The 15729-nt window shown below is 38.8% G+C and carries 11 protein-coding genes; 1 reads left to right on the forward strand and 10 read right to left on the reverse strand.

Features of this window, described 5'->3' with window-relative positions; translation table 11 throughout:
• Positions 1 to 35 precede the first annotated feature (35 nt).
• On the reverse strand, positions 36 to 1058 hold the full coding sequence (gene ruvB, locus Q0874_RS14870; protein ID WP_299164310.1) for a Holliday junction branch migration DNA helicase RuvB: 1023 nt from the start codon (positions 1056 to 1058) through the stop codon (positions 36 to 38).
• A 199-nt stretch (positions 1059 to 1257) separates the two neighbouring features.
• Between ruvB and pckA the strand changes: the two genes are divergently transcribed.
• Positions 1258 to 2862 carry a phosphoenolpyruvate carboxykinase (ATP) gene (gene pckA, locus Q0874_RS14875; RefSeq protein WP_299164311.1) on the forward strand — a complete coding sequence of 535 codons (1605 nt, stop codon included), beginning with the start codon at positions 1258 to 1260 and terminating at the stop codon, positions 2860 to 2862.
• A gap of 75 nt (positions 2863 to 2937) precedes the next feature.
• On the opposite strand, the gene Q0874_RS14880 is transcribed toward pckA, so the two are convergent.
• From Q0874_RS14880 to Q0874_RS14920, 9 genes are all read right to left on the reverse strand, one after another.
• Positions 2938 to 3762 carry a DUF2807 domain-containing protein gene (locus Q0874_RS14880; RefSeq protein WP_299164312.1) on the reverse strand — a complete coding sequence of 275 codons (825 nt, stop codon included), beginning with the start codon at positions 3760 to 3762 and terminating at the stop codon, positions 2938 to 2940.
• A gap of 141 nt (positions 3763 to 3903) precedes the next feature.
• Complete coding sequence (locus Q0874_RS14885) at positions 3904 to 5724, reverse strand: cbb3-type cytochrome c oxidase subunit I (RefSeq protein WP_299164313.1); 1821 nt, start codon at positions 5722 to 5724, stop codon at positions 3904 to 3906.
• 44 nt (positions 5725 to 5768) lie between these two features.
• Positions 5769 to 6827: a cytochrome c oxidase subunit II gene (locus Q0874_RS14890; RefSeq protein WP_299164314.1), complete on the reverse strand. Its 1059-nt coding sequence runs from the start codon at positions 6825 to 6827 to the stop codon at positions 5769 to 5771.
• Between the two features lie 30 nt (positions 6828 to 6857).
• On the reverse strand, positions 6858 to 8177 hold the full coding sequence (locus Q0874_RS14895; RefSeq protein ID WP_299164315.1) for a quinol:cytochrome C oxidoreductase: 1320 nt from the start codon (positions 8175 to 8177) through the stop codon (positions 6858 to 6860).
• Positions 8178 to 8193: 16 nt separating this feature from the next.
• Positions 8194 to 8754 (reverse strand): cytochrome c, encoded by a 561-nt coding sequence (locus tag Q0874_RS14900; protein WP_299164316.1) that lies wholly within the window; start codon positions 8752 to 8754, stop codon positions 8194 to 8196.
• A 3-nt stretch (positions 8755 to 8757) separates the two neighbouring features.
• Complete coding sequence (locus Q0874_RS14905) at positions 8758 to 9288, reverse strand: DUF3341 domain-containing protein (RefSeq protein ID WP_299164317.1); 531 nt, start codon at positions 9286 to 9288, stop codon at positions 8758 to 8760.
• 2 nt (positions 9289 to 9290) lie between these two features.
• On the reverse strand, positions 9291 to 11024 hold the full coding sequence (nrfD, locus tag Q0874_RS14910; RefSeq protein ID WP_299164318.1) for an NrfD/PsrC family molybdoenzyme membrane anchor subunit: 1734 nt from the start codon (positions 11022 to 11024) through the stop codon (positions 9291 to 9293).
• 35 nt (positions 11025 to 11059) lie between these two features.
• Positions 11060 to 14182, reverse strand: coding sequence for a TAT-variant-translocated molybdopterin oxidoreductase (locus tag Q0874_RS14915; protein ID WP_299164319.1), 3123 nt, complete (start codon positions 14180 to 14182; stop codon positions 11060 to 11062).
• Between the two features lie 33 nt (positions 14183 to 14215).
• Positions 14216 to 15604, reverse strand: coding sequence for a cytochrome c3 family protein (locus Q0874_RS14920; RefSeq protein WP_299164320.1), 1389 nt, complete (start codon positions 15602 to 15604; stop codon positions 14216 to 14218).
• Positions 15605 to 15729 lie beyond the last annotated feature (125 nt).

Raw genomic sequence — 15729 nt, forward strand, 5'->3', positions numbered from 1 at the left:
TTCGACTGCGCTCAGCCTGACATACTATAAATAAACTAAAACAAACCGGGTTGTGTGCCTCCTTTTGTTCTGCCCAAATGGGTATATGCCAGTTCTGTTACTTCTCTCCCCCTTGGTGTGCGCATAATGAATCCCTGCTGGATTAAAAAAGGCTCGTAAACCTCTTCAATTGTTTCCGCACTTTCTGAAACGGCTGTAGCCAATGTAGTAATGCCTACAGGCCCGCCCTTAAATTTATCGATTATGGTAGTTAATATTTTATTATCCATTTCATCCAATCCGTGAGTATCTACATTAAGGGCTTTTAATCCATATCTGGATATGTCCATATCAATATTACCATCTCCTTTTATCTGAGCAAAATCCCTTACCCTTCTTAACAAGGCATTGCTTATTCTTGGTGTTCCCCTGCTTCTTCCCGCAATTTCAATTGCTGCATCATCTGTAATAGGAACTTTTAGAATCTCTGCACTTCGCAATACTATAGTGGATAGTAGTTCAGTTCTGTAATACTCAAGTCTGCTGGTTATTCCAAATCTCGCCCGCATAGGAGCCGTTAACAATCCCGAGCGTGTGGTGGCACCAATTAGTGTAAAGGGGTTCAAATTTATCTGCACCGACCTGGCGTTTGGGCCGGTCTCAATCATGATATCAATTTTGTAATCTTCCATAGCTGAGTACAAATACTCTTCAACTACAGGACTTAATCTGTGAATTTCATCAATGAACAATACATCGCGTTCATCCAGATTGGTTAGTAATCCTGCAAGATCGCCGGGTTTGTCTAAAACTGGTCCTGAAGTAATTTTTATTCCAACCCCCAATTCATTGGCAAGAATATGTGCCAGTGTAGTTTTTCCTAAACCAGGCGGGCCATGAAATAAGGTATGATCCAAGGCTTCATTGCGCTGGTTGGCCGCCTGCACAAATATCTTGAGATTTTCTAATACCTGCTCCTGACCCGTAAAATCATCAAAAGTTATGGGTCTTAGTACACGTTCAATATCCAATTCCTCTTGTGAAAATGAAGAGCCTGTTGGATCAAGATTATCGTTCATATTTTCAAAGATACTAAAAAACAAAAGGGGTAAATATCACAAAATGTTCTTACTTTTTTATAATGTCGCAATTCCCGGCAACTATATGATATTCGTCATCTTTTTTGCGAAAATTTATTGTATTCTTTGCATAGAATTTATGAATTATCACTAAATTATCGAGAGTTAGAAAAGTACAATCACCAAAAACAAAATATTAATGAAAACATCATTTAATCTTCAAAAATACGGGATAGAAACGGAGCAGGTATATAGGAATAGTAGTGTTCCTGTGCTTTATGAATTAGGATTGCGATTAGAAAAGGGAACGGCTATTTCCAGTGTAGGCGCACTGATGACTTACTCTGGCGAGAAAACAGGTCGTAGCCCAAAGGATAAAAGAATCGTTAGACATCCCGATTCTGAAAATAATATTGACTGGGGGCCTATCAATATAGGTTTAGATGAACATACCTTTATGGTAAATCATGAACGCGCATTAGATTTCTTAAATATTTGTGATCACCTTTTCGTAGTTGATGCTTATGCCGGTTGGGATCCAAAATACAGGCTTAAAGTTCGAATTATATGCACAAGAGCCTATCATGCTCTGTTTATGCAGAATATGTTAATCATGCCAACAGCAGAAGAATTGGAAAATTTTGGAGAACCGGATTATGTTGTTCTTAACGCAGGTGGGTTTCCGGCTAACAGGTATACATCAGAAATGACTTCTAAGACCAGTGTAGATCTGAATTTGGAACGCAAAGAAATCGTCATTCTCGGAACGCAGTATGCCGGTGAAATGAAGAAAGGTATTTTCTCCGTTATGAATTATTTAATGCCACTAGAAAATGTATTGCCCATGCACTGTTCTGCAAATGTGGGCGAAAAGGATGACGTAACTATTTTGTTTGGTTTATCAGGAACAGGAAAGACCACTTTAAGTGCTGATCCTAAACGCAGGTTAATTGGAGACGACGAGCACTGCTGGACAGACAAGGGTACATTTAATATTGAAGGAGGATGCTATGCTAAAGCCATAAATCTTTCACCCGAGAAAGAACCGGATATATATAATGCCATTAAGTTTGGTACAGTTCTGGAAAATGTGGTCTATGATAAATTCACAAGGGAAGTAGATTACACAGATACCTCTATAACACAAAATACAAGAGCCTCTTATCCGATTGAATATATAGATAATGTACAAATACCTTGTGTAGCAGGTCATCCGGAAAATATAATATTCCTTACCTGTGATGCTTTTGGTGTATTGCCTCCGGTAAGTAAACTAACTCCTGAACAGGCCAGTTATCACTTTATTTCAGGATATACTGCAAAGGTAGCCGGTACTGAAATGGGTGTAACAGAACCACAGGCAACATTCAGTGCTTGTTTTGGAGCAGCATTTATGATGTGGCACCCAAATAAATATGCTGAATTACTGGCAGAAAAAATAAAAGAACATAAAGCTACGGCCTGGTTGGTTAATACCGGATGGACCGGTGGAGCACATGGTGTAGGTTCAAGGATGAGCCTGAAGTATACCCGTGCAATGATTGATGCAATACACCATCATGATTTTGACAATGTTGAATTTACAACAGATGAGGAATTTGGTTTTCAAATTCCACTTAGCTGCCCGAATGTACCTTCTGAAATTCTCATACCAAAGAATACCTGGGAAGATAAGGAGCAATATCAGGAAGTTAAGAAGAAACTTGTAGGGCTTTTTAATGAAAATTTTAAAAAGTTTGCAGCTAACGTAAACGCCAAGATTGTGGAGGCAGGGCCAAGCGTAGACCATGCCTTGCAGTCCTGACAAGTTTGAGTTTAGTTAAAACCCCCATCGCCTCGGGCCATGGGGGTTTTTTTTGTTTACAGTTTATTCTAAAAACTAATCTTCCCTCTTATATAACTCTGAAGTATTCAGAAATTCATTCAAAATTATCACTGGGTTACCCCACAAATAAGTCTTGGCCGAACCGGCTGAAGAGAGCTCAATACTTTTATAGGCGTATAACCTTGCTTTGGTTGTTTCTTCAAGACGCGCGTTAATGACTGCACTTTCCATTTTTTCTGCCTTGAGGTCGCTGCTTCCAGATAATTTTATATTCAACGTATCTGCAGTTCCTTCAACCACCGCGGAGGCATTATTATGCATTTCGATACTACTTTTACCTGTTATAGAATAAATGTTAAGATTTATTTTATCCTTTAATATAAGATTTAAAGAATCTGACTGCAGGTTAAGATCCCCGGAACTGCTTCCTTCCATCTCTATATGGACAATTGAAGCCTTGCCATTTAATTCAAGTTTGGAAGAACCAAATATGCTGATATCAAGTTTATCGGCATTAATCAAATCTTTTGTAACAACCTTCCCTTGATGTAGAACTATACTCTCCAACTCATTGTAGTTAACCGTTATATCAAGTTGTTTTTTGGCTGTAATCTTGTAAAACGATCTTATAATAAGCGTGCTGTCTACTACATCAAATCTTAAAATATCTATCAAATTATCATCTGCAGAAATAGAATATCCGGGAATAGTGGTCTCTTTTAAAAAGATTTCAAGATCATCCTTAACTTCAATGGCATTAAAGAATGGCAGATCTTCGTTAACGTCCACGATGGATTTATTGCCTTTAATTTTAGGTTTTCGCTGGGCACTAACCGCTAAAGTGGTGAATGCTAAAAAAAATAGAATAAAGTTCTTCACGATAACGAATTTAATAATTATTCCCGCTAAAAATAAGTCAAGCTAATTATTTTATAAAAGGCTTATACATAATCCTCCAATACTAATATAAAAAAGCCCATCAAAAGATGGGCTATATTATATGAACTAACAATTTTCTCTTTAATGATTCAATTCTTCTTCATCCTGCTGAAGCGGAATGTTTTGAGGCACAAAATCCTGACCAGGGATTACATATTCTCCATTATCCTGAGTTTTACTGTAATCATAAGCCCATCTATGTACTTCTGGAATCTTACCTTCCCAGTTTCCGTGGAAGTGCTCAATTGGTGCAGTCCATTCCAGTGTATTAGATTTCCATGGATTCTGTTCAGTAGGTTTCCCATAAAAAATACTACTGATAAAATTATATAAGAAAACTAATTGAGCCAGACCGGCTATCAGTGCAAAAACAGTAATAAGAACATTTACATCCGTTAATTCATCGAACATAGGGAATGCGGTGTTTTCATAATAACGCCTTGGTACCCCTGCCATTCCAACAAAGTGCATGGGAAAGAACACGCCATATGCACAAATCGCCGTAATCCAAAAGTGTACATAGCCCAAGTTCTTATTCATCATTCTTTTGAACATTTTGGGGAACCAGTGATAGACTCCGGCAAATAATCCATATAAGGCCGAAATACCCATTACCAGATGAAAGTGAGCAACTACAAAATACGTATCGTGAACATTGATATCCAATGTGCTATCGCCAAGAATAATCCCTGTCAAACCTCCGGTAATAAATGTTGACACTAATCCTATTGAGAATAGCATTGCAGGATTAAGTTGCAAATTACCTTTCCACAATGTGGTTATATAATTAAATGCTTTAACCGCAGATGGGATTGCTATCAAAAGGGTAGTAAACGTAAATACGGATCCAAGGAATGGATTCATTCCCGAAATAAACATATGATGTCCCCATACAATTGTAGATAAAAATGCAATTGCTAAAATTGATGCCACCATAGCTCTATAACCAAATATTGGTTTACGGGCATTCGTGGACATAACTTCAGAAGTAATTCCAAGAGCAGGTAAGAGCACTATGTATACTTCAGGGTGCCCTAAAAACCAAAACAAGTGCTCAAATAATACAGGAGATCCTCCCTGATAATGTAAGACTTCACCCTGAATAAAAATATCCGATAAAAAGAAAGATGTTCCAAAACTTCTGTCCATTATCAAGAGTAAGGCTGCAGATAGTAATACAGGGAAAGAAATTACTCCAATTATTGCGGTAACGAAAAACGCCCATATGGTTAAAGGAAGCCTTGTCATAGACATCCCTTTGGTTCTTAGATTGATTACTGTAACAATGTAGTTCAATGACCCTAATAAGGAAGAGGCAATAAAGATAGCCATAGAAACCAACCAAAGTGTCATTCCCATTCCAGATCCAGGCTGAGCCATAGGCAATGCACTAAGAGGAGGGTAGATAGTCCATCCTGCAGCTGCAGGTCCTGCCTCCACAAAAAGTGAAATAATCATGATTACACTGGACACAAAGAACATCCAATATGATAACATATTCAGGAAACCTGAGGCCATATCCCTTGCGCCAATTTGCAACGGTATTAGAAGATTACTAAAAGTACCACTCAAACCGGCTGTTAGAACAAAGAATACCATTATAGTACCGTGTATAGTAACCAATGCCAGGTACATATCTGCATCCAAAACACCTCCGGGAGCCCAACCTCCTAATAAAGTCTCGAAAATAGGAAATGATTCACCGGGCCAGGCTAATTGCATTCTGAATATAAGAGACATTGCAATACCAATAAAACCCATAATCAAACCAGTAATAAGATACTGTTTTGAAATCATCTTATGATCCTGACTAAAAATATACTTTGTTACAAATGTCTCTTTATGATGATGTACGTGATCATCTGCGTGATCATCAACGTGGGCATGTGCAGTAACAGACATAATCGAATTTTTTTTATATTAATTTTACTTCTTTATAGCTTTATTTATTGCATTGATGCCATAGTCTGACTAAAAGTCTGCTGACTTTCCATCCATGCATTATAATCTTCCTCGCTTTCTACTATAATCTTCATCTGCATATTATAGTGCGATTTACCACAAATTTTATTACACAGCAGGATATAATCAAATTCCCATGGATCCGAGTTGTCTTCTCCATTAGCTGCGCGTTCTGCTCTGATTTCGTTTGTCCTTTTTACCTTATCTACCACATCCTGATTCATCCTCATCTCCTCAGTAGTTATGGTTGGTGTAAAAGAAAACTCAGTGGTCATTCCAGGTACGCAATTCATCTGAGCTCTGAAATGAGGCATATAGGCGGAATGCAATACATCCTGTGAACGCATTTTAAAATTTACCTTTCTACCAACAGGGAGATGCAATTCTTTTACAATAACGTCATCAGAAGCATTAGGGTCAGATTCATCCAATCCTAAAACATTTGCCTTATCAATATCAATCATTCTAACATTGGCACCTCCTAATACATTGTCTGCCCCACCATATCTTGCCGTCCAATTGAATTGTTGAGCGTAAAGTTCAACGATTAGTGGGTCATCCTCGTCATTGATATCCATTATGTTGGTCCAGGTATATAAACCCCACAAGATTAATCCGGCCAAAACGATCACTGGTATTATCGTCCAAATGAATTCCAACCTGTCATTATCTGCAAAGAATAAGGCCTTTTTCCCTTTTTCCCCGCGATATTTAAACCCAAAATAATGCAATAAAGCCTGAGTAATGGTTTGAACAAAAAAGATGATAATAAATGAAACAAGCAATAGGTAATCATAATCCCCCCCATGGGCTGAAGCAGCTTCAGGCAATAATACTTTCGTGTATTTATAAAAACTAAATATGGTAATCCCATAAATAAATATCAAAAAAGCAAACAACAAGTAACCATTATACTTGTTATCCTTATCGGTTGCCACTTGTGAATCTACTGTCTTTAGTTTGGACAATTCAAAGATTTTGGTCATTTGCCAAATTGCAATTGCCACTAGTACTAAAACAATTAAGATCAATAATGTAGTCATTGTATGTATTGAAATTATACTTTAAAATTACTAATAATGAAAATGCCTGCTTTCCTCTATAAAAGGATTTCGGGTAGGTTGCAAGGGCGCATGGGTTAATGCTCTGAACACCCAGAAAATAAATGCTCCTGCGAAAAAGAGGATAGCGCCCAATTCAGGAATCCCAATATACCATTGGTCGCCCACCGTTGCCGGCATTATCATATTAAATATATCTAAATAATGTCCTGCAAGTAACACGATACCCGTCATAATCACAAACCAATTCACTCTTTTAAAATCACTATTCATTAGCAGTAACAATGGAAACACAAAATTCATTACTACCATACCAAAAAACGGCAGATTATAGTCTTCAATTCTCGTAACAAAATAAGTGACTTCTTCAGGAATATTTGCATACCATATTAACATAAACTGACCAAACCAAAGGTAGGTCCAGAATATACTAAAGCCAAACATGAATTTAGCCAAGTCATGAATATGACTATCATTAACATCCGGTAAATATCCTTTAGATTTGAGGTAGATGGTTACCATAGCAATTACAGTTATCCCAGAAACGATCATACTCGCAAAAACATACCATCCAAATAGCGTACTGAACCAGTGCGGATCAACACTCATTATCCAATCCCAGGACATAATGGATTCTGAAATAAGATAAAACACCAGGAAAGCAGCAGAGAATCTGAAGTTCTTTTTAAAATTGGAATTATCATCCGCATTATCCTGCGCAATAGAAAGTTTTCGCGATATTTCACGATAACCAATCCATCCTCCAAGGAAAATTGCAGCTCTTATGAGAAAGAAAGTAGGATTAAGATACCCCGCTTTATTTTGCAGCAATTTATCATGAGCCACAACATCAGCATCCATCCATGTAAACATATGATTAAAATGTAATACAGATAGTACCAGAATAACAAATACTATTATCCCTCCCGGAACAAGGTATGCTGTGATTCCTTCCATTACCCTGAATAGCATAGGTGACCAGCCAGCTTGCGATGCCCTTTGAATTCCATAAAACGCAAGAACCCCTAAGGCAATCATAAAGAAAAAGAAAGCTGCCACATATAAGGCAGACCAAGGTCTGTTCTGTAGTTGATGCAGCAAGTGCTCATCATGAGCTGCACTGTGATCAGTGGCCTCTCCATGATCGGAGGCTATTGCATGTGATGCTTCCTCCCCATGTGAATCTCCGTGACCGTCATCATGCGCGGCAACCATAGCTTTGGCTTCCTCTACCGTACCAGGTGCGGATACAAAGCCAATGCCAATTCCCAATACCCCAACGGCCATGAGAATTAAAGAAGTTATTTTTAGTCTGTTTGAAAACGTGTACATATTAAAGGTCTATGTATTATTTTGTTAAGTCTTGTTTCAATTGCATTACGTACTCCGACACCTGCCAACGTTCTTCATAATCAAGTTGTCCCGCATATGATCCCATGGAATTTAACCCATAATAAATCGTGTGATAGGTACTTCCAACACTAATATTCCTCGCAGCATCATCATAGCTGGGTACACCTAGTATTTTTTCTCTTTTTACAAGAGTTCCCTGTCCTTTACCCTGATTGCCATGGCAAATGCCACAATATATAGTATATAGTTCCTTACCCTTTGCAAGATTAACTTCCCTTTGCAAAGAATCCAACGGACTATTTTGCAATCTTGCCATTTCCTTACCCTCCAGATCATTAGCAAACTCATAAGGCAACCATCCTCTGTGAATGGTATTTTCCGGCGGGGTCATAGCTTCAGATCCACTTGGAAGAAAATCAACCTGCTGATAAGTCTCATAACCTATCGGTTCATACATATTTGGCATATATTGATAGTTTGGAGTCTTGTTATCTGCACAGGCAGAAACAAAACCAATTACTACCAGAATCATTACTATTTTTATAAAACGCTTCATTATCTAATGACTGTTTTTAATAATGTTCAACTCTACAGCTCCCGTATCTAACAATAAATCTTTTAATTCAGACTCATTGTTATGTACTTCAATTTCCATAATAAAATGCGCATCTGTTGTTCGCACATCAGGATTCTCTGCCTTTTTAAATGGCCATAGCCTACTGCGCAAATAAAATGTGATCACCATTAAATGTGCAGCGAAAAACACCGTTAATTCGAACATAATGGGTACAAAGGCAGGCATGTTTTCTATATAGCTAAAGCTGGGTTTCCCCCCAATATCCATTGGCCAGGCGTCAATCATTATGTATTTCATCATAACAATCGAAACAATTAATCCCAAACAGCCATACATAAAGGATGTAATTGCTATTCTGGTTGGAGCCAAGCCCATTGCTTTGTCCAAACCATGCACAGGAAACGGACAATAGACCTCCTCTATATGATGTTTTTCAGCTTTAACCTTTTTAACGGCGTGCATCAATACATCATCATCATCATAGTATGCGTGGATAACAGTAGTAGCTGCCATAATTATTTATCGTTGTTTAAAAACATTCTTGCCTGTCCTGCCCAATCATCTCTCTGTGCTCTGCCAGGGAATGCACCTGTAAGGGAATCAAGCAAATCATATTCTTTTTGGGTCATTTTACTCACTTGTAAAAAGCTGAAAATTCCCAATTTGTTTAGGGTCTTTTCCATTAAAGGACCAATCCCCTTTACTTTCTTAAGATCGTCTGGATCCTGAGTTCCCGAATCAAAACTACCTAGTGCACTAAGTAAACTTTCTCCTTGATTTGATTCTGAAGAGACTTCAGCCTCCGGATTATTATTAATAATGGTTTCTCTTACAATACCATTTTTACTTATTGTATATAATGGTTTACCTGCATCTCGAAGGGCTTTATAACGGGCTCCTGACGATTTTAATATTGATTTTACCTCAGCCTGTGCAATTACCGGGAAGGTTCTTGAATATAGTAAAAAGAGTACAAAGAAGAATCCTATTGTTCCTATGAAAATTCCAATATCTACAAAAGTTGGTGAGAACATGGTCCATGAAGAGGGCAAATAATCACGATGTAATGAGGTAACTATGATCACAAATCTTTCAAACCACATACCTACATTTACTACAATAGAAATAATAAATGAAATTACTATACTGGTCCTGATTTTCTTGAACCACATAATTTGTGGTGAAACAACATTACAGCTCATCATTAAAAGATAGGCCCACCAATACGGTCCTGTTGCTCTGTTTAGAAAAGCATATTGTTCGTATTCCACTCCCGAATACCAGGCAATAAAAAGCTCTGTGATATAAGCACATCCTACAATAGAGCCAGTAATCATGATCACTATATTCATCAGTTCAATATGCTGAACCGTAATATAATCCTCAAGATGACTTACTTTTCTCATGATAATTAACAGCGTTTGAACCATGGCAAACCCTGAGAAAATAGCCCCGGCAACAAAGTAAGGCGGGAAAATGGTGGTATGCCATCCCGGAATAACTGAAGTGGCAAAATCAAAAGATACTATGGTATGTACTGAAAGTACCAGCGGTGTTGCCAAACCAGCGAGAACAAGGGAAACTTCTTCAAAACGTTGCCAATCCTTTGCACGACCTGTCCACCCGAAGCTTACCAGACCGTAAATTTTCTTTTGAAAAGGCTTAACGGCCCTATCCCGGATCATACCGAAATCAGGAAGTAATCCTGTCCACCAGAAAACCAATGAAACAGACAAATACGTTGATATCGCAAAAACATCCCATAACAGGGGAGAGTTAAAATTAACCCATAGTGAACCAAATTGGTTAGGAATAGGCACCACCCAATATGCCAACCAAGGTCTACCCATATGAATTATTGGAAACAAACCCGCCTGGATTACAGAAAATATGGTCATGGCCTCCGCAGATCGGTTAATCGCCATTCTCCATTTTTGTCGGAATAATAATAGAACCGCAGAAATCAGGGTTCCTGCATGACCAATACCAACCCACCAAACAAAGTTTGTAATATCCCACGCCCAGTTTACTGTTTTATTCAGTCCCCAGGTTCCAATACCTGTAGAAATTGTATAAATTATAGCACCTACGCCCCAAAGGAGTGCTGCCAATGCAATGGAAAAAACAATCCACCACTGTGTGTTAGCCCGTCCTTCAACCGGAGCTGCAATATCTACCGATACATCATGGTAGCCTTTGTCCCCAAGGACTAAGGGTTTACGTATTGGTGCTTCGTAATGCGACGCCATATAGTTCTATTATAGTTGTATTCTTTCTTTATTGATTATGCTTCATTTGTGTTTCTCACTTTTACCTGATAAAACACATTCGGTTTTGTTCCTACACTCTCTAATAAGTGGTACATCCTGTCATCTTTCTTTAATTCTGTTACTTGGCTTTCTTCATCATTTGAATCCCCAAACACTATTGCCCCATTGCTACAAGCATTGGAACAAGCAGTCTGAAACTCGCCATCTACAATTACTCTTCCTTCACGTTTTGCATCAAGAATGGTCTTTTGGGTCATTTGTATACAAAGAGAACACTTCTCAATTACCCCTCTCGAACGTACGGTAACATCAGGGTTAATTACCATTTTACCAAGATCGTTATTGAAATGGTAATCAAATTCTTCATTATTATTTAAAAGGAACCAGTTAAACCTCCTCACTTTATAAGGACAGTTGTTGGCACAATATCTGGTACCCACACATCGGTTATAAGCCATATGATTCTGGCCCTGACGACTATGTGAAGTTGCCGCTACCGGACATACGGTCTCGCAAGGTGCATGGTTACAATGCTGACACATGACAGGTTGAAATGCAACCTGTGGATTGACTGCCGCCTGCTCCATTTCTTCAAAGCCCGACTTTGTCTGTGAAGCTCCTGAAAATTCATCTTTTTTGGTATTGTCCTGATCAAAAGTATCTTCTGAGGAATAATATCTGTCTATTCGCAACCAATGCATATCTCTCGATTTGCGAACCTCTTCTTTACCAACAACAGGCACATTATTCTCTGCGTGACAAGCAATAACACAAGCACCACAACCTGTACAGGCGTTCAAATCTATAGACATATTAAAATGATGCCCTATAGACCTGTCAAAACTATCCCAAAGATCAACCGTTGTAGCAGGAACTTCCTGATGGTTCAATGATACCTGAGGTACATGATTCCACTCCGAATGATCTTTTGTATTAAATATCTCTAAGGTGGTCTCTTTTATGATATCACCTCTGCCCATAAGGGTATTATGAAGCTGAATACATGCAAACTCATGCATTCCTGTTGCCTTTTCAAGAGTGACATTTTGAATGCTATTAAATCCCTGATATAGAGCATATGCATTAACCCCGGTCTGCATTTCAGTTTTCATACCTACCTGCCTGCCATAACCAAATGATAGACCCACAGTACCAGCTGCCTGACCTGGCTGAATGAGTACGGGAACATTTTCAAGTGCCACGCCGTTAACCGTAAGTTTGGCATAACTTCCGTTCAAGCCGCCATTAGCCACATTTTCATTTATAAGTCCTAATGAGGAGGCATCTGCTCTGGATACGGTAACATAATTATCCCATGAGACCCTGCTAATGGGGTCCGGAAATTCCTGCAACCAAGGATTATTGGCTTGCTTACCGTCACCCATTCCAATTTTTGGATAAAGGATCAGTTCCATTCCATCGGCCGATGCATTGGCCAGCGAACTTACCGCTGAAGAAATTGGAGCTATAGCTGTATTAGCTTCGGATTGTTGTTCCATTGTCTGATTACCAGACCTATTATTTGTAGCAGAAGTTCCTCCTTCAGTGTTTGATTCCAATACAAAAACACCATCATGAAGTGCTTTATTCCAAGAAGCATCTCCCAGAATACCGGAATTCCATGTCTCTTTAATGTAGTCGTAATAACTTAAATCACTACCCATCCATTGAAGGAGTGATTGCTGAAATTGCCTGGTGTCAAAAAGTTCCTTTATGGTAGGCTGTATCAGGCTGTAATATCCTTTTACAAGTTCAGCGTCCCCCCAGGATTCTAAAAAGTGGTTAGCTGCCGCTGTAAATTCTGTAATTTCCGTAGTCTCATTCCAATTTGTAGAGAAAGTGACCGATAAATCTACTTTTGCAACACCTTCAGAAAACTCAGTAGCATTAGGGAGCGTATACATAGGATTAACACCATCCATGATTAAAGCGCCCACTTTTCCGGAATTCATATCCTGAATGAGCTTATTAACAGCCTGGCTATTTCCCTGTCTGATATATCTTGGCACACTTGGGCTATAAGCAATACTGCCCAACATTTCATTTATTGACAAAGTAACTGCCTGAGCGTTTACATCATCCAATCCTGTTACGACAACTGCTTTATTTCCAGCCTTCCTTATTTCAGCAGCAACATCGTCAACCGCTTTGCTGATATTCTCGCTAAGATCAACATTAACCGAACTATTATTTAGTTTTCCAAATAAACTAGCGAGTGCCTTTTTCTGCTCCGACGGTTTAATTGCAATTCGCTTATCTGCATTTGCTCCGGTAAGAGACATATTGGATTCAAACTGAATATGCCTGGACATTTTACCCTTTTTGGGAATTCGCCCTTTGGAATAGCCACTGTCATAACCTCCACCTTGCCAATCGGCCAGGAAATCTGCACCAAAAGAAACAATGATATCAGCTTTTTCAAAATCATATGTCGGTAATGCCCTTTCTCCAAATTTAGCTTCAAATGCAGTTAAAGCCGCATCTTCGCTTATGGCATCATAGGCAATGTGATTTACATTCCCGTAAACTTCCTTAAACTCACTTATCAATTTTGAGGTAGATGGACTTGCATAAGTCTGAGTGAGCAATACTATTTGTTTCTCTGAGCCTTTTAATGCTTCCAGCTTATTTTTTACTGAAGTGTCTATTGCAGTCCACTCCGCAGGTTCTCCATTTGCTAATGGACCCTGTAATCTCGTGCTGTCATATAAAGAAAGAACAGATGCTTGTATTCTGGCATTGCTATTACCATTGGTTTTTGCATCCTTATTATTTTCCACTTTAATTGGTCTGCCTTCACGTGTTTTTATCAGTATACTGGCAAAATCATAGCCATCAGCTATAGTGGTCGCATAATAATTTGCGATACCCGGTATTATTTGTTCAGGCTTAATAACATAAGGTATAGACTTTCTCACCGGACCTTCACAAGCTGCCAAAGAAGCTGCAGCGGTGCTAAATCCCACATATTTTAGAAAATCGCGCCTATTTGTTGTACTGGCAGACAAATTCTCCTTATCTCCTAAAAATTCATCAACTGGTATTTCTTCCGGAAATTCGTTTTGTCGCAGCGTCTCCACAATGGAATCGTTGGGATTTAACTCCGCTTCGCTTTTCCAATACTTTTTTGATGCCATATTATATATCTGTAATTAGATGCTTATTTTTTTCTAATAGTGACACTTGCCACATTCCAAACCGCCCATTTGAGCAGCGGTAAGATTTTCAACGCCATATTTTTTGGATAATTCTTCATGTATTTTGGCATAGTAAGCGTTATCCTCTACCTTAACATTTGTTTCTCTATGGCAATTAATACACCATCCCATTGTCAATGACGAATATTGGTACATGATTTCCATTTCCTCTACGGGGCCATGACAGGTTTGACATTCAATACCTGCAACGGAAACGTGTTGCGAGTGATTAAAGTAAGCTAAGTCCGGAAGATTATGAATCCTAACCCATTCTACTGGCTGACTCTCACCTGTATATTTTTGATTCTCTTCATCCCAACCAACAGCTTTATACAACTTCTTAATTTCCCCGGTATAAAATTCATTAGTATACCCGTTAGCCAAATCTTCAGGACTTGGACCTTCAGGGTTCCCTTTGTATTCATAAATGGATTTATGACAATTCATACATACATTTAAAGAGGGGATTCCTGAATGTTTAGATACCCTAGCCGATGAATGACAATATTTACATTCAATTTTGTTATCTCCAGCATGCACCTTATGCGAGTAATGGATGGGTTGAATTGGCGCGTAACCCTGGTCTATACCCACCTGCATCATCCAACCATATGCAAAATATGCACTCGCCAATAACAGGAAAATGGAAGATACGAGTACCAGGAATTGGTTATGTGCAAATGCCTTCCATAATGGAGTTCGTTTAACAGCTTTATCTTTTTCCATTACAACTCCGTTAGCCTCGGCTATGCGTTGCAAAGTATTGTTGACTAAAAACAGCATCATCACCAGTAAGGCAAAAACCATTACAAGTGCTCCCAAAATAATTTCATTGGTAATCCCCGAAGAATCACCCCCTCCCTCGCTTGCAGCCGTTGTTGCAGCCGCTGCAACCGGTGCTGGAGGTGTAGCAGCAGTATAAGCCAAAATATTATCAATATCTGCATTTGAAAGCGTAGGAAAAGCAGTCATCGCAGCCTGATTGTATTCGGCATACACCTTATTTGCATATGCATCCCCGGAACTAATCATACCGGCGCTATTCTTAATCCAGGTATATAACCATTCCCTGTCCAATCCTTCATCTTCAGCGAGTCTGGTTTCGACATTAGCTAATGCCGGCCCCGTCATTTTTCGATTTAACGCATGACAAGCCGCACAATTCTGATTAAATAATTGTTTCCCTTTCGCAGCATCGCCAGAGTCTGAACCAGCCTGCTCAGCGGCAACTTCAGTAGCGGCTGCAGCATTTTGTTCCGGGCTTTCTTCCTGGGCAAAAAGAGAATTTGAAAAGAGTAGATAAACTACTAAAGCAAAAGCAAAAAGTTTAGAAATCTGATGGCGGTACAAAACCTTTTTCATATTTAAAATATTTCTATCTTAATTCTGGCACGATAATTACTACTATAATAAGTCAAAAAGGTAATTTATCGCCGCTCAAATTGACGACAAAAATAAGACTTTGACTTTATTTGAGAAATGTTAAG

It is taken from the genome of uncultured Eudoraea sp., from assembly GCF_947490415.1.
Classification (GTDB): domain Bacteria; phylum Bacteroidota; class Bacteroidia; order Flavobacteriales; family Flavobacteriaceae; genus Eudoraea.